General features: G+C 41.8%; 19 protein-coding genes. 3 read left to right on the top strand and 16 right to left on the bottom strand.

The features are described 5' to 3' along the window. Positions 1 to 219: 219 nt before the first annotated feature. Positions 220 to 471 (top strand): hypothetical protein, encoded by a 252-nt coding sequence (locus tag DYADSP32_RS05650; protein WP_149243629.1) that lies wholly within the window; start codon positions 220 to 222, stop codon positions 469 to 471. A gap of 298 nt (positions 472 to 769) precedes the next feature. On the opposite strand, the gene DYADSP32_RS05655 is transcribed toward DYADSP32_RS05650, so the two are convergent. From DYADSP32_RS05655 to DYADSP32_RS05725, 15 genes are all read right to left on the bottom strand, one after another. Continuing rightward, on the bottom strand, positions 770 to 1,504 hold the full coding sequence (locus tag DYADSP32_RS05655) for a hypothetical protein (RefSeq protein WP_149243628.1): 735 nt from the start codon (positions 1,502 to 1,504) through the stop codon (positions 770 to 772). Between the two features lie 1,123 nt (positions 1,505 to 2,627). Then, positions 2,628 to 5,636 carry a T9SS type A sorting domain-containing protein gene (locus DYADSP32_RS05660; protein WP_149243626.1) on the bottom strand — a complete coding sequence of 1,003 codons (3,009 nt, stop codon included), beginning with the start codon at positions 5,634 to 5,636 and terminating at the stop codon, positions 2,628 to 2,630. Positions 5,637 to 6,117: 481 nt separating this feature from the next. Next, positions 6,118 to 8,871 carry an ATP-binding protein gene (locus tag DYADSP32_RS05665; protein ID WP_149243625.1) on the bottom strand — a complete coding sequence of 918 codons (2,754 nt, stop codon included), beginning with the start codon at positions 8,869 to 8,871 and terminating at the stop codon, positions 6,118 to 6,120. Positions 8,872 to 9,725: 854 nt separating this feature from the next. Then, entirely contained in the window at positions 9,726 to 10,004 is a 279-nt protein-coding gene (locus DYADSP32_RS05670) for a hypothetical protein (protein ID WP_149243624.1), read from the bottom strand. Positions 10,005 to 10,457: 453 nt separating this feature from the next. Beyond that, positions 10,458 to 10,622, bottom strand: a complete 165-nt coding sequence (locus tag DYADSP32_RS05675) for a hypothetical protein (protein WP_414617545.1) — start codon at positions 10,620 to 10,622, stop codon at positions 10,458 to 10,460. A 27-nt stretch (positions 10,623 to 10,649) separates the two neighbouring features. Continuing rightward, the gene (locus DYADSP32_RS05680) at positions 10,650 to 10,979 is read right to left on the bottom strand and encodes an SDR family NAD(P)-dependent oxidoreductase (protein WP_414617546.1); all 330 of its coding nucleotides are present in this window, start codon (positions 10,977 to 10,979) and stop codon (positions 10,650 to 10,652) included. Between the two features lie 114 nt (positions 10,980 to 11,093). Beyond that, positions 11,094 to 12,014 carry a helix-turn-helix transcriptional regulator gene (locus DYADSP32_RS05685; protein ID WP_149243623.1) on the bottom strand — a complete coding sequence of 307 codons (921 nt, stop codon included), beginning with the start codon at positions 12,012 to 12,014 and terminating at the stop codon, positions 11,094 to 11,096. Positions 12,015 to 12,083: 69 nt separating this feature from the next. Next, positions 12,084 to 12,935, bottom strand: coding sequence for an SDR family NAD(P)-dependent oxidoreductase (locus DYADSP32_RS05690; protein WP_149243622.1), 852 nt, complete (start codon positions 12,933 to 12,935; stop codon positions 12,084 to 12,086). Between the two features lie 362 nt (positions 12,936 to 13,297). Further along, positions 13,298 to 13,624, bottom strand: a complete 327-nt coding sequence (locus DYADSP32_RS05695) for a YegP family protein (RefSeq protein WP_149243621.1) — start codon at positions 13,622 to 13,624, stop codon at positions 13,298 to 13,300. 503 nt (positions 13,625 to 14,127) lie between these two features. Then, positions 14,128 to 14,730 (bottom strand): mobile mystery protein B, encoded by a 603-nt coding sequence (locus DYADSP32_RS05700; protein WP_149243620.1) that lies wholly within the window; start codon positions 14,728 to 14,730, stop codon positions 14,128 to 14,130. Next, positions 14,721 to 15,188: a mobile mystery protein A gene (locus DYADSP32_RS05705; protein WP_149243619.1), complete on the bottom strand. Its 468-nt coding sequence runs from the start codon at positions 15,186 to 15,188 to the stop codon at positions 14,721 to 14,723. Before DYADSP32_RS05705 ends, DYADSP32_RS05700 begins: the two co-directional genes overlap by 10 nt. Positions 15,189 to 15,670: 482 nt before the next feature. Next, complete coding sequence (locus DYADSP32_RS05710; RefSeq protein WP_149243618.1) at positions 15,671 to 15,925, bottom strand: hypothetical protein; 255 nt, start codon at positions 15,923 to 15,925, stop codon at positions 15,671 to 15,673. A gap of 340 nt (positions 15,926 to 16,265) precedes the next feature. Beyond that, complete coding sequence (locus DYADSP32_RS05715) at positions 16,266 to 20,663, bottom strand: urea ABC transporter substrate-binding protein (RefSeq protein ID WP_149243617.1); 4,398 nt, start codon at positions 20,661 to 20,663, stop codon at positions 16,266 to 16,268. A 282-nt stretch (positions 20,664 to 20,945) separates the two neighbouring features. Continuing rightward, positions 20,946 to 21,059 carry a DUF4372 domain-containing protein gene (locus tag DYADSP32_RS05720; protein ID WP_149243616.1) on the bottom strand — a complete coding sequence of 38 codons (114 nt, stop codon included), beginning with the start codon at positions 21,057 to 21,059 and terminating at the stop codon, positions 20,946 to 20,948. 99 nt (positions 21,060 to 21,158) lie between these two features. Further along, positions 21,159 to 21,950 carry an IS5 family transposase gene (locus DYADSP32_RS05725; RefSeq protein WP_149243615.1) on the bottom strand — a complete coding sequence of 264 codons (792 nt, stop codon included), beginning with the start codon at positions 21,948 to 21,950 and terminating at the stop codon, positions 21,159 to 21,161. Between the two features lie 26 nt (positions 21,951 to 21,976). Between DYADSP32_RS05725 and DYADSP32_RS05730 the strand changes: the two genes are divergently transcribed. After that, positions 21,977 to 22,801 (top strand): RNA polymerase sigma factor, encoded by an 825-nt coding sequence (locus tag DYADSP32_RS05730; RefSeq protein ID WP_414617547.1) that lies wholly within the window; start codon positions 21,977 to 21,979, stop codon positions 22,799 to 22,801. Positions 22,802 to 22,904: 103 nt separating this feature from the next. Here the strand turns inward: DYADSP32_RS05730 and DYADSP32_RS05735 are convergent, their stop codons facing one another. After that, positions 22,905 to 23,498 carry a DUF6134 family protein gene (locus tag DYADSP32_RS05735; protein ID WP_149243614.1) on the bottom strand — a complete coding sequence of 198 codons (594 nt, stop codon included), beginning with the start codon at positions 23,496 to 23,498 and terminating at the stop codon, positions 22,905 to 22,907. Positions 23,499 to 24,124: 626 nt separating this feature from the next. On the opposite strand from DYADSP32_RS05735, the gene DYADSP32_RS05740 reads away from it, so the two are divergent. Beyond that, positions 24,125 to 25,948, top strand: coding sequence for a lysophospholipid acyltransferase family protein (locus tag DYADSP32_RS05740; protein WP_149243613.1), 1,824 nt, complete (start codon positions 24,125 to 24,127; stop codon positions 25,946 to 25,948). Positions 25,949 to 25,971: the final 23 nt, after the last annotated feature.

Raw genomic sequence — 25,971 nt, forward strand, 5'->3', positions numbered from 1 at the left:
TGCCATTTTACCAAAAGATTAAGCTTTGAATTTTGAGTTTAGGAAAATGTTAAGTATTAGACACCTCTTGCACTATAGAAATATCATTTTAAAATTCTCGGAGCGAAAAAATACCAGGATAGGAAGTTTACGCTATGCGATAAACGTTCTCGAAAAACTTAATGTTACATTTTAGAAATCAAATTGTAGCTTTGGCTCATATGACATCAAATAACAACTATGAAAAAGCAAAAAGAATTAGCTGAAAGTATTACTGTGACAATTCAGACTACATTGACCGGAGTTGTTGCACAGCCGAAAGCGCTTAACAAGGCCGTAAAAAAAACCGCCAATAAGCTTGCGAAAAAGATGATGAGAGTGCTAAAAAAAGCAGATAAGAAATTAAAAAAGGCTCAAAAAGAAGAAGATAAATCTAAAAAAGCCAACTCGGGCGCTATGCCCACAGCCTCCCAAACAGAAGGTTCTGTATAACGAGGGAATTTAAGTCAATATCAGTCACAAAGGAGTATTCCGGCAGAGTTTAGCTTAAGCAGACAAGTTCATATATGTTCTGTGCAGGCTAAAATCCTGTTCTGCATCAGGCCATCAAGTAAGTGATCTAATCCAAAACAATATAAGTTAAAACTGTCGGGCTCTGCGGTCCGGTTCATGAAAAAGTATTCTGCTCCATTTGCTTTGTTCCTACTGACATAAGACTTCGCTCCGTGAAGAGACAGGAAACACTGGTCTCCATTTGTTTCTTTTGCATTGCTCCGGATAACCTCAACTCTCACAGATATAGCGGAATTACGGAACCTAAGTCACGTAAAAAAAACCGCCATGCTCCCAGCGAAGAAGTTTTAAACAGGAACGGCGACGAGAAGAAACACATATACATCCCCCGAAGTGGAGCTCGAACAAGGTCATTCCGTTCGGGTGCGAATGGAAACTTGTAGTTACTTGGTCGGATTCCGGTGGTGGTAAACCGCAGACGGCTTGCGTCGTTTTTGAGCTGTATGGCGACCCCGTAATAATCCTCGCGGAAATCATTGCGCACCAGCCGGTTTCCTTTGGCCTTTTTAACAACCTCAGCAACCTGTGCCGCGATCTGTTTCAGTCGGTTTATGTCTTCCACGATAATTCTGACCTCCACCGGCGCTTTCAGCGGCTGCCCCTGCTGCATGAGTTTTACCTGTACCACCCCTTCCGGAACGAGGTTATCCACCACATGCGAAAGCTCCTCAGCCAGCTCATCGGTCGTTTCTTCCGTTTCGGTATTAATCAGGATCTGGGCATAATTCTGAACCGGTACTTCTGGTGAAAAATTGTAATAAAAACGCGGGTACTGGTCCCAACAAAAGTCGCGTCCAGTATTCTGTTTGAACTTTATAGTTAGCAGTACGCCGAAGTCAGCGCTTTGAGTGGTATAACCATCCGACAGATTTAGAGCGTGTTTGTGAATTATGTTTTGTCTGTTGGATAAATTCGTTGCAACATGATTTGAATATTTGCTAAATACAGCCATCCTGTACTGGAGGAGCCAGGAAATTCATAATCTTTAACAATCCTTCTTAAAAAATTTGACCAGGCAATTTTTCCGGTCCGCCGGCGCCGTCTCAACGACCCATCGTTTGGCAACTGGCACAAAGCCTTTGGATGATTCAGGCTTGGCAGCTTTCTCAAATTTGATATCAAGTTTTTCAATTTCACCAGCAAAAACTCCGGTATTGGCTTGATCACCATAGATTTTCCAAAGCGCTCGTTTTGACAAATAATATCTGGCATGAATCCCAATGCAGCGGCACCGTCATGCCAGTTAGCGGCATGAACTCTGGCAAATCATAGCCTTCCACCACTGTCAACGAGAAGTTGTCCTTTTCTCCCGTACACTTTCTTATGTGAATCTATCCCTCGTTCTCCCAAAATCATCAGAGACAACTTAACTTGCTGGCTATCAATAAAAAGTATGGCAGTATTCTCATCTCTTCCGTTATTTTATCTATCAAGTTTATTGATAGCGATATTAATTTCTTTATTTGCCTTCTTCCATTTTGAAAAATACCGAAAAGCTAACTTGCAGCAAGCGATCATAAAAAATAAAAGTGTCGCAAATAGCCCTCCTTATTGCCAAAAGATTGTATTTGTACCCATTTTACTGTAAGTGTGCTGAAATGATGGACAAAGGAAAATAAGGTTAGAGCATTGGGGGGTTAAGTACCAAACCGTCGCGTAGGTTTGACGAACAAATTCATAATTTAAAAACGCGAAATACGCTTATTTTTTTTCCCAGGTCAGCACCCAAGCTGCTCGGGAAATGCTCACCGAATTGCTCACCAACTCAAGTAATTTTTTCAGATTGCTAATTTGATTTAGTATTGAAAATCAGTTAGTTAAATTCAATAAAAAATAGCGGAGGAAACGCTTCCAATATAATTTGTTAAAAATCAACGACTTATGCGCCTTGCAGTCGAGAATTCGGAGCCACTGATCACCTGAATTCGAAAATTGAGGACAAGCTGTTTCGGCTGAAGTTCACCGGCTTAGTAAAATGACGGACAATCACTTAGCACCTATCGAACAATTGCCTACTGATGATCAATCCGCTACGGAATCAGATGGTCAATACTTCCGAATTCTCTGGTATACCATTACTCTCTCAACACTTTTCTAATTTCGCTCACATTTCCGTTCTCAAGTCGTATCAAATTTATCCCCTGGTGAAATTGATCTAATTTTACTTTGTTCATACCTTTTTTCAAAATCCGGGTTTCGTTGCGCAAGATTGTACCGGTCCGGTTGAATAGTGTAATGTTCCAGTTTCCGGCTTGCTCGGTATAGATATCAACATATACCATTTCTTTGGAGGGATTTGGGTATAAGCTACCTACCACCGTATTTTCAACAGAATTTGCGATCGAAATGATCTTGGAAAGCTCGTGTGGACCATCCTGGCCGTTCGCGGCGCGATCCACCATCTTAAGTCGGTAGTAGTTATAACCTCTGGCCAGATTATCAATGAAATTATAGCTCTTCAAACTTGAATTTTTATTTTCGGTTCCGCTCACTCGTCCGATCGATTCAAAAGACCGGGCGTCGGACGAGCGCAGAATTTCGAAATAGCCGAATGCTTTTTCATCTGCTGTGACCCAGGTAAGGGAGTTTTGGTTTTCAGTCAGTTTTTTACCCGTAAAAGAGATAAGGGTAACCGGCAGGGCAGTCATTTGATAGGTAAAGGAAACGATAAATTCACAACCTCCACTGGCAGGTGTTATTTTTGCAAATAGTTTTTGAGAACCCACCGGTAAGGTCTCTGACGGGGTAAATGAATTGGGTGCTGTGAAAACACCGGCCGATACAGTCGCATCTTCGTTCGTAAAAATGCCATTTATTGTGCCGTCAAATGTTCCACCATAAGTAAAAATTGGCTGGCTATTATTCACAATTATGGAAGCATCCGTAGCATTGACGGGTTGGATGCCGGAGATAGAATTGTAACTCAGCAGGCCTGTGTTGTTGAATGTGCCTGTATTCTGTAGTCCGCCATTGATCTGAATCAAACCTGAGTTGTTAATAGTATAAGTGGCTTCGTTTATCAGATTGCCGTTCAGGATTGTAAGCTTTGCACAGGCATCATTATTGAATACAACGGTGCCGGGTGAATAGCCTTCGTTGTTGTAAAAGTTTCTTTGAACAATAATCTCACCGTTGGCGTCATTGTTGATTTTCAGCCAGTTTTGAATTCCAGGAACGGTGGAATTGAAGTTGGTTCCCACGGTAATCTTGAACGCATTGCTTAGGGTTCCGTCATTAAGCAATTGATACCCCGAACCTCTATCGATTATTATTTCTCCACCCGTTTCATTGATAAAGCTGGAACTGTTGTAGAGCCCGGCCAAACCAACGTTAGCAAGCGAGCCAATTATGATTTTCGCACGATTGTGGAATGATTCGCTATTCACTTCATTAAATAAACCGAAACGGGTAGATCGGTCTATTTGTATTTCACCTCCTGCGTTATTGTAAAAAGTACCCTGGTTTTCCAGTCCGGTTTCAAAGTTGCTTTCTCCATTCTCGCCGATCGTGATTTTGGCAGCATTAGTAAATGTGCCGGAATTGAATAATCCCTTACCGGAAAACCTGTCAATTTTTATTTCGCCATCGGTGCTGTTGAAAAAATTGCCGGTGTTGCGTATTCCAAAAACACCCAACACGGAAGTATTGCCGATCATGATCTTGCCGTTGTTTTGTACCGTGCCTCCGTTAGAAAAGGATAAGCGTGGTACAAAAGTACTTGTTCCGTTGACCGTCAAAGTGGAGGTATTCGAAATAGTAAGCTTAGCGCCCGCTCTAACTTCTACTGTGTAGGCTAGTGCGGCTGTGTTAGCAGTAATAGTAGGTTGATTAACAGGTGCGGCTGGTATGACCACGTTGCTTGCAGCATCCGGTACCCACGCGGGGCTCCAGTTACATGGAACATTCCAATCGGTACTTTCCGCGCCTGTCCAGGTCACACTTACATTTCCGGGCGAAGCAGATAAAGAAATACAGGGGACATAATTGTAAGAAAAAGGAACTGTGTAGCTGCAACTTCCTCCTGCTGCTGTTACTTTAGCATAAAGCGTTTGAGATCCAACGGGTAGAGTCGCAACTGGCGTAAACGCATTGGGCGCTGTGAAAGTACCCGCAGAAACGAGGGCAGAAGCGTCTTTATATATACCGTCGATCGTAAAATCATTGGAAGCTCCGTAACTAAAGATGGGAGTAGAATTATTGACTATCAGTTTGTTATTAGTGATCGTGGCGCTGCCTGTCGAAATATAAACACCGTTGTTGGTTATGGATCCGGCACCTGAGAAACTGTCGGAAGCGATCAGGTAACCACTGTTAGAAATAAGTCCACCGATTTCAAGTTTTCCGGTAATTAACCGGGCACAACTGTAATTGGTAAAGGTACTGCCGGATGGAACACTGGTATTTCCCTGACCAACACCTGATTTTTTGACAACCCCATAATTGTTAAAGTTACCCTGATCCATATCAATAATGTAAGCGGATGATCCGGTAATTGTACCTGTTGAAGCGTTGGTCGCCTCTCCGCCAGGTCTCATGGTGATCAATGACGTTGAACAATTTATGTCAATCAAGCCGTTGTTTAAGATGGTGCCGTTGTCATTAAAGATAGCTTTTGACGAGACTCTTGAAGCCGGTCCTTGATGAGTAATTGCTCCTGATGTATTATTTGTCACGTTTCCCGTTGTTTTAATTACAATCAATGCCTCTATGTCAGCTGAAAGGGAGAAATCAATCGTCCCGTTGTTGATGAGTTCTGCAGCGTTGTTAATCACTATTTTGCAATAATATCCGTTATCAATTACGGGACTGCCCGAGATGGTAAGCGTTACACCGGAATTCACAGTGAGATGAGCATTCGTTCCATCAATGTTGATAGCCCCAACGTTCGTGTTAGAACTTACCGTAACCGCTTTATTTGCTGGTATAAAAGCCATGTCCGAAGTGCCTGGCACCCCGGAAGGTGACCAGTTAGAAGCTGTATGCCAGTTTGCATCTGTTCCGGTAAAAGTTCTGTCCGTTGCAAAACCTTTTAAAGAAGTTGAACAAAGAATAACAGAGAAAATACAGAATAAAAAAAATTTCATGGTAGAAGGATTTAAAAGAGTCACTAGTTAATTGTCTGTTTAGGCCAAGCCGGCAGCAGCCCCATTGTTTAAGTCATAACCTTTTAAATTGGTAAACAACGTCAAAAAATAGGTAGCCGGGATCGTGGTTTCCTTAGTAGAAATTGGAAATAAAGACCCGAATTAGGAACCAGAACGAATAGAAATAAATCAAGGAGGAAATTAGTTTAAGTGGTTTAACAAATACATCTTTCAAGGGGCAAATCGTAGAGGGGGGGCTGGTGTTGACAACCATTGAAAATCCATCGGTCGTGACGGTACAAACCTAGTTATATCCGCTAAGTGAGCGTTAGCGCCAATGTTGCAATCTTTTCCTCTTATGTTGCAGGAAAAAAAAGCTACCCGGCAAGATTTGATTTTTTTAGCCAACTATTTTATAATCACAACGTTGTTCCTTTTTTGTAAAAATGTGTAAAATCACACTTTCAAAAACGGGAGTAAGTCAGATTTCCTTAGCTCTATTGATTGCCGACGGCGATACGCCATGGTATTCCTGAAACGTTTTGGAGAAATAGGGAAGACTTTCAAAACCTACCAGATAGGCAACTTCCGAAACCGTGCTGGCATTTTGTTTCAAAAGTTGAGACGCTCTTTGAAGGCGGATATTCCGAACAAATTCGCTTGTCGTCTGATCTGTCAGTGCTTTTAGCTTGCGGTGTAAATTCGAACGGCTCATTTGCATTAATTCACTAAAATCGTCCGCAGTGAAACGGCTATTGCCCAGATTCTGCTCCACAACTTCCTGGGCTTTCCTTATAAACTGGTTGTCCAACTGTTGTGGCTGGGTAAGTTTAGGGTTAGTAGCCAAAAGGCTGAATTTTTGGCGAAGAAGAGCGCGTTGCCGAATCAGGTTGTTGACCCGCTGGAGTAGTTCTTCTTTATGGAAAGGTTTTTCCAGGTAGTCGTCGGCCCCTAATTCAAATCCTTCGAGCCGATCAGCCAGGGTCGCTTTGGCGGTGAGTAACACGACCGGAATGTGGCTTGTACGCTGGTCTGATTTAAGTAGCCGACATAATGTAAAGCCGTCAATCCGGGGCATCATCAGGTCGGTTACGACTACATCAGGAATTGTCTCAAAGGCCCTATCCAGGCCATATTGCCCATCGGTTGCTTCCATTACACGGTAGTAGGGCTCAAATAACGCATGCAAATACATTCTTAAATCGACGTTGTCTTCTACAATCAGCAGAATAGGGAGTTCTTCAGGCTGATTTAAATCAGACAAAGGATCGCCTGAAAGAAACGTAACAGACAGGTCGTCAGGTTGCTCTACCGACTTTCCTTGATAGCCGGGCAGGGCTGTTGAATACTGTTGATTTAAAGGCAATGTAACCGTAAAACTTGTCCCCTTGCCTACTTCACTTTTTACCATAATTTTCCCCTTGAGCAGATCAACCAGCTCTTTGACCAATGCCAAACCAATGCCTGTTCCCTCAAAGTTCTGCTCCGCGGTGTCATCCGCCTGATAGAAGCGGTCGAATATGCGGGACAGCCGCTGAGGATCAATACCCTTTCCCGTATCTTTTACTTCCAAGACCAGGCTGGTCATGGAATACGAGATAGCCACTTGGACATAACCATAAGCAGGCGTAAATTTAAAAGCATTGGAAAGCAGGTTTGTGACAATCTTTTCTAACTTATCCGCGTCAAAATCAGTCTCATAGTTGGGATGGCTTTGATGAATAGAAAAATGAACATGTCTGCTTTGTGCCAGAGACTCAAAGGAAGAGACAATAGAGGATAAAAAGCAGGCGATATCGCCGTGCTTAGGTTCAGGTTTGAATGCTCCTGCTTCCAGTTTGGACAAGTCAAGTATTTGACCAATCAATAGCTGCAACCGTTTCACATTCCGCTGCATCAAAGGGATCAGTCGTTCCTGCGGATATTTTTGCCGGATTTCTTCCAAGGGTGCCGTAAGGAGGGAAAGCGGCGTTCTGAACTCATGGGAGATGTTGGTAAAGAAGCGGGTTTTGAGCCGATCGATCTCCCGTACCTGCCGGGTTTGTTCTTTGGTGAAAGCTAATTCCTGAAAGGCTAATGACCGTTTTCGTTCATAGTCCCTCACAATCCTGCCCAGAGAATAACCGAAAACCAGAAATTCAAGGATAAAGAAAATAAACGCTGTGGGTAAAACCCAGATAAAATCGACCCAGCCAACGAGTCGCATCTGGATAAACAGATAGCCAAGTAATCCTGTCAAATACGCAGGCGAATAGTTCCAGTTAATGGGATATTTTTTTACAATGGCAAGCAGATACATCGCCAGAATAAAGAGCTGGGTAGCTAGCATGAGGTACGTGCTTGCTAAAAGTAGCTCCCATCGATAGCTGAACAGGATGCCGACAGCCAGAAATATCGTGCTGATTACAATGAGCTGAAGTATTCTGTTGATCCATGAATGGACGTGGCTGCCGGGGAATATCACCCTCAGGGCTACGATTAACGCTAAAGGAAGAAAATGGAATGAAAGGAAGCTAACCTTTAACGAGATCGTTGGATTTGAGAAAAAATAACCAAGAATGCCATATAATCCCCAAAAAGCAAATGAGCGTGCGCCAAGCAAAACCGCATAACGGCGAAAGTCGCTGTCCTTGACGGCAAAGATGGCCATCAGAAATACATAAACTAATCTGATTGCGATTGCTCCGGAAAGAAAGGCGACGATATTCAGCTGATTCACTTCATGATTACGATACGCGCTGGCGGAAAATAGATTAACGGATGCATAATGTGCTCTTTGTCCCTTAACCTTCATGTAAATGGTTTTACTCCTCAGGTAATCCAGATCGAATGCCAGTATAGGTTTGTTTCCGGTCAATAAATTTGGTTTTTTCGGAGTTGCCATTCCCGTTTTCCTGACCCGATAGGTGCCATTGCGTTCGGATATGTAAAAATCAACTTCTTCAGCCATTGCATTATCCCATTCCAATACCCAATTTTTTTGGTTCGGATTATAGTTAGTCAATATCACTTTCAGCCAGGTAGCGCTGTTGGAAAAAGGGAACAGAAGTCCTGTTTTGCCGGAAGAAATAAATTTTTGGCGTTGAACTTGTTGAAAATGTAACTTTCCAGAATTGTCCTTGTATATTTCTACTTTGGGCGTAACCGCATATGATTCCACCGACGGGCGCAGTTCAAGTAGTTGGGCGTTGCAGTATAGAGGTAACAGGAGAAAGACAAAATAGAGGTAGTTCATATTTAATTGGAGGGACTATCGCATTGACGGCGCAAAGATTTGAATCGGTATTGGGCAAAGCTTACGGCCTGACCCTATTTTCAAAAATAGTCAAAAATTGATTTAAGATCATGCACCAGTTTCGTATGGGCATGGTTCATTTTCTTAAAGCCTCCCTGAGTGCCAGGTAAGCAGATTGAGGTACCGCTTCATCAGTTAGGAACTAGACCTTGCTCTTCGTGTACTTTTTCATTTTCCCATGCAGGTTCTTTATCAGATTGGTGTGGTATAAATGATCTGGCGGATCTCTGATGGAAAGTAAAAAAAGACCGTTAACTCATCTACCCAAAAAAGAAGCGTAAAGTCAAATCAGGATTATCATCAAAAACTGTAAAGTAAAATCAGGACGACACAGACCGTTACTGCATTTTGTCCCGGGCCGACAGAAAGCGGTTTTCAGCAGGCAGCTTCTATGCAGAACAGTAAATTTTTCAATAATGGTAACCTTCGCCCATCAAAAGAAGTCGCTGCATATGGTTATGAGGCTATGATGAAAGGAAAAGTGTAGCCATACCGGGATTCCTAAATAATATCCTGGCGAGTACTGCCGGATTTATTCCAAGAAATTGGGTTCTCAAACTGGTAAGAAAAATTCAGGATGCTGCTTAAAACAAAAAAATATACGGCCCACATTGTCCGGCAAGCAATGAAGAAAAACAATGTTCTCTTTTACATTTTACTTTCGCTGACATTATCACAAGGAAAAAATAAATTGGTTGTGTACCTTTTGAACAACAACGCCTAAGTGGGCAAAGATTACTTCCGTTCAATCTACATTTCAAAACGAATATTTTTACCTTTTATAGGGCACATTTTTAGCGGTCCCCATTGGAAGGTGAAGCAAACTCCTGTTGAAGTTCTTCTTTGATCCTCGACAGGGAGTCAAAATAAATTGCATTGAGCTCCATTAGTTCAGAAGCTTGCTCGATTTGCTTATGTCCCTGGTGTGATAAAAAATCACAAGGAAATTCGACTACAAGCTGTTCCATTTTCTGTTCCTCAAAAAAGCCAATCAGTTCTAGACTGTGATTGATATATAACGCAATTCCTTGCTCCAAATGCAACGCTACGGTAGAAGTGAAATCATTCTCCATTTGACGATAATTTTAAGTGGCTACTTCATTCTAAAAAAATCATTCCAGAATCAAATGCACACGGCAATAGTGAAAAATTGATTAAAATATTGACATAAAGATACTTATACGCAAATCACAATAGTATAAATTTGAAATCTACGTCTACCGCTTAACCTACCGAGGATCTCATCTTAGACCTGGTATCACTACTCTAGAAAAATTTCCAGTTGTCATCATGTGGTGTACTGGCAACATCCGATTCCAAGACTACTCAATTTGGTATGCCCCTATACAGACTTGGGTAGATTTATAAGCACTGGGACAGAAAGAGATATTTATTCTGTTTTTCTATGTTCATTTAGACGTGTGATACAACTGGTGGAAAGAAGTCCGGATTGTCTATGATAGGGATCATGTTGAAATATATTATGGACATGGACGTATTGCTCAGCATACCAGAAACTTTAAAAGTCACGGATATAACACCCAGTTGGATTTGCCCCGGAACAGTGCGCCTACTTCCACACTACTCGTCCCCAGATGATGATTGAAATCAGTAGCCGTAGATGGCGGGCTTACCGCGTTTACCTTAAGGTTAGTCTCACGTAATTCAAAGGCCAAAGCAATGGTGTACATATTCACAGCCGATCTTCCTTGAATTTGTCAACGCCGGTTTTCCAGAGAACTGTGCATGATGGGTGTGTTGCCATTAAATTCAATACCATTTATGCCCGCATTGTTGATTAAAATATCCAACACATCGGTCTTATTGCCAATTTCAATACGTGCCGCTTTTACGGACTGCTGATTGGTAACATCAAGCTGTACGGCTTCCAAATTATCCAACCGCTCTGCCTTCAAAATATTTACCGCATTCAATCCATTCTTTAAATCGCGGCTCCCCATAAAGACATAGTACCCTTTTCCAGCTAATTGCCTTGCCATTTCAAAACCAATGCCTTTGTTGGCTCCTGTAATCAATACCTTTTTCATTTCTAAATTGTTTAGTTTGAAATACAAAATTCTGCAGGACAACAATAACCGGCATATTCGTATCACGGGAGTTCATAACATAATCGCGGCAGATTTATGGAAGCTGTCGAGCCGTCAATTAAACGAAGCCCGGAACGCTATCGGCGATTGGGACGTCTTTGTTTTAAAGAGTTTACTGAACGACTGCGGGTGTTCAAAGCCCAATTCGTAGGCAATTTCGCTGATGGAAAGATTGGTAGTGGATAGTTTTTCCTTCGCCTTTTCTATGAGTTTATGGTGGATATGCTGCTGGGCGTTCTGTCCGGTGAGCGAGCGTAGCATATCACTTAAATAACTTGGTGAAATATTCAGCAGCCCCGACAGATATTGCACCGTTGGTATGCCCTGGGTCGCCGACCGATCGTTATTGAAATGATCTTCCAATATTTCTTCCAGCTTTTCCAAGAGGTCACTGCTATGAGATTTGCGCGTTATGAACTGACGTTTGTAAAAACGGTTGGCGTAGGTCAATAGCAGCTCAATCTGGGAAATAACTACATCGTGGCTAAGCTCGTCTATCCTGCTGTTCAGCTCTTCCTCTATGATTCTGAAAATGGAAATGACGGTTTCCTTTTCCTTGTCAGATAAATGCAATGCCTCATTGGCCGAATAAGAAAAGAAGCCATATTGCTTAATTTTTTTGGCCAAAGGATAGGTCAGGAAAAAATCAGGGTGTATCAGCAGGGTATAAAACGAACATGCTCCCTGGTGCTCATCGTCAGCACCTATTATTTGACCGGGAGCTGCAAACAACAAACCTCCTTCATCAAAATCATAAAAGTGCTGCCCGTACCTTGCCCGGCCGCTAAGCCTGGGCTTGTACGAGATTTTGTAAAAATTAAGCACATGGGACTGCGGCATAAAATTCTCAAGAACCTGGTTACTTTCGGCACCCAGCATACATATCAGCGGATGTTGCGGGTTTGGCAGGCCAAAGACCCTCGCTGCTTCCGACAGCGAGTTAAAATTATACGGTGCTCCTTCTTTCCTTTTCATGATTGAAAATTAATACAATTATAACCGGTATCCTGTGTGAATGCCGGTTATAGTTGATCTTTTAAAAACTTACTTTGCGCTCCCCTGTGCCGCGTTTGAAACTGATTCCCATGCTTCCCATGTTGCCAGACGCGCTGCATAATCTTTGCGCACCCATGGCAAATTATGACTACCAAGGAAGAAACGCAACGGAGGGGTTTCAGCATCCACTATTTTAAACAACGCTTCCGGCGTGGCTTCCGGATCACCTCTTTCCATGTCTTTCAGGCTATCTACAAACTGCTTCTTAAAATCAGCATAAATATCCATCCCTGCCGCAAATTTCAGAGATTCCTGACTACCAAACTCCGTAGCATAAGCGCCCGGTTCAATAATAGTTACTTTAATACCGAAAGGCTTCACTTCCAATGCAAGGCTTTCGTGAATCGCTTCGAACGCCCACTTGGAAGAACAATAGTAACCAATCACCGGCAATGTAACATGACCAAGGTTGCTGGATGTTCCCATGATATGACCGCCACCTTGCTGACGCAAAAGAGGTAACGCTGCCTGAATAACCGCCAGCGCACCGAAAACATTGGTATCATACATGGCCTTTACGTCCTCAGCACTGGCTTCTTCAATGGTGCCGACCAGGGAATAACCTGCATTATTAAGTACGATATCAAGCCTTCCGAAATGGGCATATGCCTGTGCTACTACTGACTTAACCTGTTCCGAATTGGTTACATCCAGTTCAAGCGTCAACACATTGTCTCCGTATTTTTCTTTTAAATCGGTGATACCCGAAAGCTTTCTTGCAGTAGCAGCAACCTTATCGCCACGCTTCAATGCGGCATCTGCCCAAACTTTACCAAAGCCACGGGATGCGCCTGTTATAAACCAAACTTTGCCGGCCGTTTTTTCATTTTTCGTTTCCATATCTTCATTTTTGATTTTTGTTAGACAAAAGTCGATGAATGATATTTGCTGGTCGTAGCCTAATTGAGGTAGTTCGTAGCCAAAATGAGGATGGCGAAAAATTTGGGTAGCTAGTTAAAGTCCGATTTTCAGGAATGAGGCTTCAGCTCGTATCTTTTGCCCACTTAACAGTAATGCGTGCGGTATATAAGCAAAGCCCTTTGATATGTCTAGATAAAGGAATGTGGCATATTGACGTTTCCGGAGGAACATTTAACGGATAATCATATTGGTGGCTGTCCTAATCCCTAAAATGTAGCTACCTGATTTATAAAAAAGCCTGCTTTGGGCAGGCTCATAGCTATCATAACGTTGTTTTGTTTTTACTCTTCTACAACCGAGGCATTGGGCGCATTAGATTTTACTGATGCAATTCCGTTGTCCCTTCCTGATGCGGATTCGTACATTTCACTGGTGCCAATAAATTGACCATTGCTGGCTTTCAGGTTGAAATAGTACTTTCCATTGGTTGATGATTTCCGGTCAAACCGATCGTCATTCGATGCATTTGTTTTCACAGACTCTATTCCATTATTACAAGCAGCTTTCGAGGTATACTGCTCACTTGACAAGATTGCCTGGCCATTGTCTGCCTTTAGGTTGAAATAATACTGACCGTTGCTGGCAGTTTTAATCACAAATTTTCCCATGACTTAAATTTTTAGGTGAAATTACATAAATACACATATGGCGATTATCACATTGCTGTCAAAAGGCAAATGCGATAATGAACTACTTCCGGATGACACTATATGTATTCGCGGAACATCTTAATTTGTTCCTAACCGCTTTGACTTTGCCTGCAGAAATGAAAGATATTTAAGTATACCGTCATGCAGGGCTTCGTATTCCGGTTTTTCACTTCCGTATAATAGAAACGGATCAATAAAAAGGGGGAGATCGTTTATCAATGATATATCAAAAGCGCCGTATTCTTCTAAATCGTCAGGATTGACATTAAAATAGTCAGAAAAATATACCATGATGCAAGTCCATATATTGAATAATTACCCTTCGATCTGGGCAATCAAGTTAATAAATTTATTACATTTCCAACAAGATAAATAATTTTATAAAGATATCATTGTTGGAGACAAGGCTATGTGTAACTTAATTGCACAAATTAATCACAAAGGTATTTGGAGAGACAAAACTATGACCGTGCAAACGCTACCAAAGCGTCATAAATTCCTTTGTCAGCTTGGCGCAAAGCATTTAGATAAGCCGATCTCATATCGCCACCTTTGGTCAAATTCAGGCTTCCCCAAGTAAATACCTCCCCGCCAAATATTTTTTCTACGATGATATCGGCAATCAACCGGGAATGCCTGCCATTTCCGTTAGAAAAACAGTGAATTGAAACTATGCGATGTTTAAACCGAACAGCGATTTCGTCGGGTGAATAGGTATTGTTTTCAACCCAATATTTACAATCGTCCAACAACATTCGAAGTTCCAAACCGATTTGATACTTATCAACGCCAAGATTTTTATTGGTATTCCTGAATGAACCGGCCCACTGCCAGACGCTTGCAAGCATTCGCTTATGGAGCGATTTCATGAAGTCTTCTGTCAGGATTTCAGCGGCTGTGAATTTCCTACGACGTTCGATTGTCCAGCGAACTGCTTCTTCAATATTGCGTTGTTCGACTTCGTCCAACTCACCGCGTGTGGTAACTGTTTCCAGAAGCAATCCTTCTTTTTCTTCTTCATCAAGGGGTGTCTGCCCCTCGTCATAGTGCAGCTCTAATCCCATAGGCTTCTCGGCATCTCGCGTTTAATATCCTGGGTTAATTCGTCAACGGCTTGTTTTAAACGTGAGTTAGAATTTTCTTGATCTTCCAGCTTCATCGTTGTGGACGTTCTTTGGACTATTGTGACGGCAAGTGCCCTTGCCCGATCTTCAATCATCTGTTCCAGGCTTCCGTTCTTAGGTACAAATCCATAGACAAGCCTCATGTTTAAGGCATCACCAGCCTCTCTAAGCGATTTCAGTGTAATACTCTCATCACTCTCGCGCCTTTCAATTTCCTTGATTGCCTGTGGTGTTTTAGACAAGCGGTTTCCCATTTGTTGCAACGACATGTTGATAGCCTTACGCAACTGGCTGATCCAGCCTTTGGGTGGCTGGCTAATTTTGCCAAGTGGAGCCAAATCACTCAATTTTGCATCAAGCTGTCTTATGCTAAGAAGATGGTTATTAGGAACTTTCATATAAACTACCTTTATTTCCGACTACAAAATTAAAGGTATATACTTAAAAGTCAACAAACTTTTTAAAGATATATGTTTAAAATAAACTTTATTAGTAAACATATACCTTTAAATATTAGAGTAAGTCTTTATTTAACTTGGTAAAAGTATAGAACTCAGATAGGTAGAATAACCGACAAAATACCATTATGTGCTTCTAAATAGTACAGTTTAACGTACCAGTTGGCAAGAGACGGTAATTTGTTTTGGTGTACCACTAATCTGTAATTTCAAAGTGGCAAAAGCGGCTCCCGCCCAAATCCTCAAATGTACTTATGATAATTGGCGACGATGATGGCAACAAGCCAAGGCGTAATAGGTTAAGAACCCTGTGGCACGTTAGAAAAACAGTGTGATTCTCCTTCATTTTTCACCAGTACGAATTTTTGTCCACCTGCCTTTCCCTGCCTTACTTCAAATTTTGTTTCAACAAGATGGTGAACCTACTCCGCTTTAAACTTCCCATTTAATTCAAGATGTTGTGACCATTCCTGACTGTCGTAAGAAAATCTTTGATCCTGATCAATATCAGTGTCCAGCAACAAAAAAATCTTTGATGCTACCTGAAATTCTTGAATCAAAGAAAACACCGCATTAATTGAGCTGTAACAAACGCAGATAAAAACTTCGCAATTAGGCCACATGGCTAATTTAAGTTCATCGCTAAGTAAGGTGTCTAGGTTATTGATAAGTTTCATCGATGGATAGGGAGGTTTAGAATGGAATAACTGCTTAACAGACTGTAAAAGAATTAAATGGCCATTGAAGGTCGAGAAGTCGATTTACAGATTAACAAATGGAAAATCCAGTGTTTCGAGGTGACGGAACAGTTGGAGAAATTTTCGAATGGACCAGGTGGTTTGCAAAACTAAATGATAGGAACAATATAAGGATTGACGCTTAAGGAGACAATCTGGAGTTGAAAACCATTATGTCAGTTGCGTCTCTTATTATCTCATAAAGCTCATGCTCATCAATCCCACAGGATTACGTGCTTATTCTGTGGGCGTTCTATTGGCGTTATTTTACATTTTAGTTCTATAGAATAGTATGAGCCGTTATATCGGAGTCTAAAATTTTTTCCTGAGAATAGAACGCAAATGGTTCGGGCCTGATCAGATCAGGCGATGTGTGCACGATCTGAAACTGCCCATCACTTTTTATTTTTCCGATACGAGAAACTTTCCAGGTGTGTTGATTTTCAGGATCAATTTTAACAAGGCCGCGTGGTCCAGTCATCTCCAACCCTTTTGCGGCATTTCTGATTGCACGAGGATCGGTTGAGCCGGCAATCTGTACTGCCTTTCCAAATAATTTAACTTGCATATACGAAGATTCGATTGGGTCGTCCGTGACTCGGTTCAACCCGTTCGCCCTTTTAAATGCATTGACAAATTCATGATTTTCCTCAGAAGTTATGCTTTGGAAATAGGCCCAGCTACAATAATTGCCCTCCGTGATACTAAATCCAATACTGGCTAACTCGTCTTCCGCGATGCTGACCGACATCACTGGAATCTTGTCTGAGGTCATCCCTTGTTTATTAAGTTCAGCAAACAGAGCCATATTGCTATTACCATTCACCGTATTGAAGACTACATTTGCACCAGAACTATTTAGTTTTTCTACGATTTGGGAAAAATCTCGCTCACCGAGAGGTATATACTCTTCTCCAAAAGGTTCAATATTCTTCTGAGTCAAATATTTCCTAATCAGATAATTAGCCTGACGAGGAAATATATAATCAGATCCAATCAAAAATATTTTATCGCCTAGATTCTCCAGACACCAGTCCAGTGCAGGTATTATTTGCTGGTTTGGGGTTGCTCCAGAATAAATCACATTGGGAGAGGACTCCCCGCCCTCATATTGAATTGGGTACCACAGCAAATTGTTTAATTCCTCAACAACAGGTAAAACGGCCTTTCTGCTGGCTGACGTCCAGCAACCGAACACCGAACAGACGTTGTCTTCTAAAATCAACTTTCGTGACTTCTTATCGAACATTGACCAATCTGACGCCCCATCTTCAACTACCGGTATAATTTGTCTGCCCAGCAATCCTCCTTGCTCATTTATTTCCTCAATTGACAATTTTATAGCATCTACCAACGACCGCTCGCTAATCGACATCGAGCCTGTCATTGAATGCAGTATTCCAACCTTTATAGCTTCAAGCTCGCGGTCGCCCATGTTGGCAAGTCCAGAAAGAGTTTTTGAGACAAAATCAGGAATTCCATCTTGCAGCGCACGATTATGAACAGTATCCGCGAGAGCAAATAAAAAGCCCTTACTTTGCCCTTCCAGATCATCTGAAATTCTGAGTCTGTCAACTAGGTCTTTCCAGGCTTTAACATCAGATTGATATTTACTGATCAAATGAAAACTAGCGCAATATTCGGCCAGGGGATCCAGTGAAAACTTGATCTTGTCAAAACCAGTTCCGGTGACACTTATAATTTCCAGCTCGGTTTCGAGATAATTAACTAGATTTTTCCCATTTTCACCGAGAATCGTATATATGCTGTCAAGACTAGCGACTCCCGGAAAAAGTCGATCCTTACAGCACTCCCAAGCAATAGCATATATAGCATTTTGAACCGTTCTATTGTCAAAGATATTATTTATGTGTTGTCTGTTTCTGTTTAATTCACTTACAAAAGCTGACATCATCTCAGGAATATCATGTGGTAATGGATCGTGAGCATTACCATTTTTAACAGCGATCATCTGATCGGCATACATTTTTGCGAATAAAACGGTGATAGACCTGCTCCCATTGTCTCCGACAATGCCAGTAAGTTTTTGACAAGCTTTAAAAAACTCAGAATCAGAAAATAGATCCCGGCACCCTTTTTTATGAAGGTAAGCATCCATGAATGAAGAAAGCTTTTCTCCACTCACTTTGAGAGGCTCAATTTCATTATAGTTTGTGTTGCCTAGCCGTTGTTTTTTCCTTGAAGTCACAATTAATGAAGAAATGGGAAACCTGGAAGTATTCGGTAAGCTCCATTCCTGGTCGCCTAGTACAGAAACATCGTCAACAATAACGAGTATTCTCCCCCCAATAAGGAGCTTATCCATAAAATCCATTGAAATGGGTTCTGTCGAATCAATTATTGAGTTTAAGTGACCCAGAATCATCTCCTTAAATTTATCGATGTCGTTTATGTCATAACCAGAGCCCGGTTCAATCAATACAGGAATCATTGTTCTTCTACTTTGGACTGCTTTTTCCGTTGTTCTCAGAAAGGCTTTTGCAATCTGACATGCAAGTGAGGTTTTTCCGATACCTCCCTCTCCGTGGATCAAAATACACCATCGTTTCTTGCTAACGATCTGATCAAGGTCGCTGATGAGAAAGTCCGGCTTATTGACTCCATCAATAGATACCGGAATAGGTATGTACGTCTCCCTGCTACGAACGGTATTTAGGTTCTGGAAGTTTCTTATGGCACTTCGTATGTGTGCACTGACCCACGCATTTAGGACTCGTTCGGAAGAATAAAAAAAACCAACGACCAGAAAGTATTTCACAAAGTGCGACAGATCAACATCGCCCCAAACAACATAGCTAAGATTTTTTCTAATGAAATCGTTTGCTCTGTAAACCAATAATGGCGATACCCGCAACAGAATAAACCATACAAAGAGAATTGCAAGAATGTAGATACTCACCAGTGAGAGTATAACACTTCCTAGAACGGTTTCTAACAAAACCCGGAAAATTGAATTATTCCTTACACTGCTGATTTCGCTGACCGATTGCTTGAGGCTTGAGAACTCGTTGCTTTTTGAAAATGTCAAATCATGGGAAATAATCTGTTTCGCTTTTTCGAAAACACCTAAGTTACTTGGGTCTTTGTTGACTCTGGCATTGTTGGCTAGGTACACAACTGCTAACTGTGCACGCAACCTGATGCCGGCAGACGTGCTTTCACATGCTTCGATTAAACTTGGGAGTGCATGAACTCCATCCTGTCCTAATTTAATGACCTGATCAATAGCTTCTTGGGCAAAGGACATCTGTTCATTATTAATTAGCAAAATATAGCTATCAATAAGATCCTTTGAGCGTATAGATCTAGTCCGAACCTCAGCAAAGGCCACAGATACTAACTCGGGATCACCTGATTTAAGTAGCCTGCTAATTACTCCTATCTGCTCGGGAAGATTTTTTGATGAAACAATTTGTGCCAAGGCAGATGCCCGCAACGCTTCTCGTTGATTTTGTGTATTTTGCCCATTCTCAAATATAATTTTCGGGAACGGCTCTGGACGAATAGGAACTGATGAACTGTTTAGAATTTCGAACTGACCATCTTGATTAATTCGTGCAATCCGAGAATATTTCCATGCATGTTGGTTGTTTTCATCTATTTTCAAAATCCCGCCAGGTGCCAGCACAGACCTGCCAAGCACTTTGGAGCGAATCTCCTCGGGAAGAAAGGAGTTGGAATTACTTGCTGCAGCAGCGAAGAGTAAGACCTGGCTGTACGCTGCTTCAATTGGGTCACTTGTTACACGGGATAGTCCAAATTTATTTTTAAAATCGTTTACAAAATTAATGTTTTGAGGGCTCGATATACTTTGAAAATAGGTCCATGAACAATAGTTTCCATTGGTCAGCATTGTCCCAACACTACGAAGTTCCTCCTCAGCGAGGCTCACAGACATTACCGGAATTTTATTTAGTGTATCAGAGCTATTGGTGAACAGTTCAAGGAAAAGTCCAATATTGCTACTTCCGTTAACAGTATTGAAGATTACATCAGGTTTTTCTGCGTTAATCATCTTTACAATATTCCTAAAATTTTGATCTCCCATCGGTACATACTCCTCTCCACAAACGATTCCACCCTGAGCTTTTAGGTATTGTTTGATTTGCCGATTTGCCTCACGCGGAAAAATGTAATCTGAACCAACCAGAAAAAACCGCTTGCCGATATTGCTCATACACCAGTTTAGGGCTGGAAAAATTTGTTGATTGGGTGTAGCACCGGAATAGATGACATTCTTTGAGAATTCGCCTCCTTCATACTGCAGAGGATACCACAATAGGTTGTTGTATTTTTCAATGACTGGTAGAACTGCTTTTCTACTCGCAGAGGTCCAGCACCCAAAGATCGAGCAAACTTTGTCCTTTACAATTAGTTTTTCAGCCTTCTTTGCAAATGTACTCCAGTTCGAAGCCCCATCTTCAATCACTGGCTTTATAAACTTGCCATTAATTCCTCCGGTTTTATTAATCCTTTCGATCGCAAGCAGTGTCGCATCTACTAGTGATCGTTCGCTTATTGCCATGGTACCTGTCAGCGAATGAAGAACCCCCACCTTAATTGAATCTGATTGCTGATTGACAAATGCGGCAACGTTATGTGCGATGCACATATTAATTAGTACAACGCCAACTACTCCTTTAGTAAGATTAAACACCGTGCGTTAAGTTTTAGAGGGTAGTAACAATTGAATGCATGTAACAAGTCGCCAGATCACTTTATAAGTACCCGATAAGTTCGCTAGCTGATTCATAAATATAAGAAATAATGTCAAAATAATGGCTGGTATAGGAAATGTCGGCTTTATTCTTCATCAATCTACCTACATATCATAATTTCATAAAAACCCACGCTACATAAATCGCTCGCTAACCTCACCAACACAAAAGCAAAGTGATGTTGCTGAATTTTCTGTCTGTTTGCCAATCATCAAAAGAATTTACAAGTGAAAGAGCATTCGGAAATCACCATTGTATTTTGAAAAACATTTTTCAAACTCATAACAGTCAATAAAATGCAATAGCTGAGCAAAAACGTACTTTCCTGAATTCATAGCCTCGTGTAAAGCCACAAAGCTACATGTCAAATCAAAAAATCAAAGAACGGCCGTAATTGATTTATTTACAACGTGTTATAAGAGCATGTTTGGGAATTAAGTTTGGTCAACGGGATGAATTCGTTGTAACATGATTTGAATATTTGCCAGATACAGCCAGTTTACAGAAGATGATACGGTATATTCATAATCTTTTACTATTCTCCTGAAGAAATTTGACCAGGCAATGGTCCTTTCAACAACCCATCTTTTGGCAACAGGAACAAATCCTTTGGAAGATTCTGGTTTAGCAGCTTTCTCAAATTCGATGCCAGATTTTTCAACTTCCTTTGCGAAAACACCGTTGTATGCTTGGTCTCCATATATTTTAGTCAGCCGCTCATCCTGGCAAATAATATCTGGCAAAAAGGCCAGCGCAGCCGCTCCATCCGGATGATTTGCAGCATCAACACGTGCAAACCATAGCCTGCCACCGCTATCAACAAGTAATTGCCTTTTCCTGCCATTTACTTTTTTATTCGCATCCAAGCCTCTATTTTCACAAATCATCGGAGATAGTTTAACTGATTGACTATCAACACTAAATATGGCAGGATTTTCATCTCTACCGTTATTTTTTCTATCTAATTTATTGAGAACAGTATTAATATCTGCGAAAATATTTTGCTTTTTCCATTTGGAAAAGTACCGCGCGGCGGACCGCCAAAATACAGCTTGCCAATGGGGGTAGCATTCCGGAAGATTCCTCCACTGGCAACCTGTTCTTAATATATATAAAATTGCATCCATAACATCCCGCAGCTCTATTTTCCGCTTACGTTTTATATCTAAAAATGCCGATATTGCACCCCATTGAGGGTCGGTCAGTCTAATGTACTGTTTGATCAATTCTAAAAGGTTTCGTCACCACAAAGATGATACGATCCTCGTACTTTCTGAAATCCCAAACACGCTCTGCTAAGACTGAAACGATAAAAAAGCGTTTGCAAAGAGCAAGGATTAATCTTCGCAGCGATAATTTCCAAATCAGAAATTTAACCGAAGCCGAAATCAAATTAAGGTTGGATACGGTTCTAAAAACGTTATACCTGTTGTTTAATGAGGGATACTTTTCTAGTACAAGCGACAGGCAGATCAGACTTGAACTTTGTTCCGAGGCAACCAGATTAGCTTTGTTGCTAACGGACAACTCGCTGACGAACACGGCTCAGTTAAATGCGCTACTCGCCTTAATGTGTTTCCAAAGCTCTCGTTTGATTGCAAGATACAACGATAGCAATGAGGTTATTTTGTTTGAGGAACAAAACAAAGATTTATGGGACAAGTCGCTCATTCTAAGAGGTAACTATTATTTGGTAAACGCCACAAACGGGAGCGAGATTTCGAAATTTCATTTGGAAGCAGGTATAGCCTATTGGCATACTACACCAGCGGATGTAAATAGATGGGAACACATTTTACAGTTGTATAATCAACTGATTTTAATTGAGTATTCACCAATCATAGCACTAAATAGAGCATTTGCTTTCGCCAGGGTGTATGGACATGAAAAAGCAATTGGCGAGGCTGAAAAATTGAATCTGACTGAAAACAGCTATTATCATCAATTGTTAGGCTATTTGTATTCAGATACCAATATTGCCAAATCGATTAAACATTACGAGGAAGCAATTAATTTGACAAAATCCAAGATTGTACAGCTAACGTTGCGGAGGAAAATTGAACTACTGGGCAAATAGAACATGCCTTTCTAAATTAAGGCTTAGACTTTTAGGATTACAGATTATATATAATAGGGATGCTTTCGGCAAGCTCAGAAGCGATAGCCCTTCACTATTCCACCTAACGTCGCTTTAATCTTAGGCTCAGCATCAGCGTGTTCATTTCAATCATGGAACATGCTCCATTTACATAGCTGTATCGATTGAAGTGACCGTTTTTGGTAACAACCTGGTAAACGTGCGCACCAGCTCTAACAATTGCCACCTTCCTTTGAAGGTTGTCGGAATAAGTTGTGGGTTCACTAACCGGTTCGGCAAATAACAAAGTGAAAAAGTTAGACGTTATCTCGGCCAAGGGAATCCCTGTTTTGGTATTCCCCTCGTAGGCCACATAAGCATTTTTTTCTTTTGTTGTGTACTTATCGGTTTTAATATAGCCATTCACTTTTCGCATGACTTTCGAGTATACAAGTACACCTTTTTCGAAAGACGCTTCCTCAATGCCTTCAATAACCATATTCTTTATTACTAGACTTAACGACGCATTGAAAGTCAGCTTAAAGACACATTTTCGCTCATCGCCAATTTTCGTAACGAGCATCTTTCCCACAAATCGGTCATCATGAAGCACATCATACTGCTGCGTCTGAACTTGACCGGACGCTTTTTCCGAGCCACCTATCGTCAGCGCGGCAATTAAAAAATATTTATACATCTAAATAACACTGGTTTTATGGCAATACTCCGATCTCGTTACCGTTCGCAGACCCTGCTCCGTTTAAACCTGCTTATTAAGGCAAGAAGTTAAACTTCTTACACCCTAATCATTCAGTTATTGGAGGGCTCTGCCAAAGGAAAATATTTTTCCATTCCGGCTGAAAATTAAATGAGCAATATGGCGGCACTGGTGACTAACGACGTTGGTCACCAGTACCGCTACCTGCCATTGACAAGATTCGTCGGCCCCCCCTGGGAAAAAGGAAGGGCCTCGAATCGGACTACGGGAATTTCTAAAACGATTCCATGTTCCGCCAGCAAAGCTGCCATTCATTGAAGTGCCTGCGGCTGCAGCCGCTCCCATGCCGATAGCCCAAGGACTTAGCCATACTGAAAAGAAGGGGATGGCAAAACAAGTTTGTCACGATTGTCGACGTGTTGGTCATTCTTTTGCCCACCGAATTCTAAATATGAGTTTACTTTGACTTAACGACTCACCGCCATTCCGCGGAGCAACGGAGGCAAAGCGAGCTGATGATTTTTAGCCGCAAGAGGAAACCAACAGCAATTTTAAATTTCTACGAGGTAAGAAACCAATACAACATTTAATCAGTAAACATGCAAATGTCTTTTTTAAAAAAAGGGAAGACGGACTTGGTAACAGCTAGCGATATCGCCAAGGCCATAAGAATCAACAGATTTGGGCTTGCCGGTAATTTAGTAGCCTCTATGCTGATGAAAATCCTTAGGATCGACGCAGTGAATAAGGTTTACGATAAAACACAGCATTTAAAAGGTGTAACATTTTTAAACGAGGCTCTCCATGAATTTGACGTGCAATATCAGGTTTCGGCAGATGACTTGAATCGATTGCCGAAGGACGGGGCATACATTACTGTTTCCAATCACCCCCTTGGTGGAATTGACGGAATCTTGCTCTTAAAAGTGATGCTCGAATTAAATCCCAACTACAAAATTCTTGCCAACTTTTTGCTTGACAAAATCGTCCCGATGAAACCCCACATTTTCCCCGTAAACCCCTTCAAAAACTATAGAGATTCGTTGTCCAATGTTAACGCTCTTAAGGATGCCCTGCTTCATTTGCACAGAGGAAACCCACTGGGGATATTTCCGGCAGGAGAAGTCTCTACCCTTCCGGAAATGGGCTTAGCTGCGGACGGGCCATGGGATCCGTCGGCTCTTCGGTTGATCCGCAAAGCGCAAGTGCCGGTAATCCCCATTTACTTTCATGCAACAAACAGTCCTTTCTTTTATTTGTTGGCAAAGCTGGGCGGCAATGTTAGAACCGCCATGCTGCCTTTCGAATTATTTTCTCAAAAAAACAGATTAATTAAAATTCGGATTGGCAGACCCATATCGGTAGCCAGGCAGAACGAACTGGGCAACATAAGTGCATATTCCGATTTCTTGCGTAAAAAAACCTATATGCTTGCCAAGGCGTTTAACAGCACAAAGACGGGCACAGCACAAAACAGCTCCGCGAAAACGAAAGCTCCTTTGGTCCCACAGACGGACCCAGATCAGCTACGATCCGAGATCCTGAACCTAAGAGCTTCCGGGCACAGTTTATTAACCTGCGACAATTACGAAGTGTTCCTGGCAAAAATTGAGCACATCCCCAGCATTATGCGGCAGATCGGCATACTAAGGGAAATCACCTTTAGGGAGGCCGGTGAAGGAACTAATCAAGCAACAGACACCGACCGGTATGATGCCCACTATCACCATTTATTTCTGTGGGATGAAAAGACCGGAAAAATAGCCGGCGCCTATCGTGTCGGCCTGGGCTCAGATATTTTCAGCCAACAGGGTACAGGTGGTTTCTATCTCAGCGAGCTTTTCGATTTTGCACCTGAATTTTCAGACATTCTTCGTCGGTCCATCGAACTGGGAAGGGCATTTGTAACCAAAGAATATCAAAAAAGAACCCTGCCACTATTCCTGCTTTGGAAAGGCATCCTTCACCTTACCCTGCGCAGCCCGCAGCATCAATTCCTGCTGGGAGGCGTAAGCGTCAGTGATCACTTTTGTGAGTTTTCCAAGTCCCTGATGATCGACTTTATGAAATGTAACTACTATCAGGAGGATTTCGCGCGCTGGGTTAAGCCTAAAAATGAATACCGGGGTACCCTCAACGAGCCGGATCGATCTTTCCTCTTTGAGCAGGTCGGCACAGATCTCAACAGACTTGACCAGATTGTCCAGGAGCTGGAGCCGGAAAGTAGGCGAGTGCCCGTACTGATCAAAAAATACATAAAACAGAACGCCCGTTTTGTTGCCTTCAATGTGGACCCGTCTTTCAGCAATGTGATCGATGGATTGATGTGCATCAAAATTGCCGATATCCCCCGACAAACTATTGAGCCAGTCAAAGCAGAATACAAAACGGAATTTGGAAGAAGAGATAATATCATGCTTCATGACTGATGCCCCAAATCCAGTCCAATACC

This window comes from Dyadobacter sp. 32, from assembly GCF_902506755.1.
Classification (GTDB): domain Bacteria; phylum Bacteroidota; class Bacteroidia; order Cytophagales; family Spirosomataceae; genus Dyadobacter.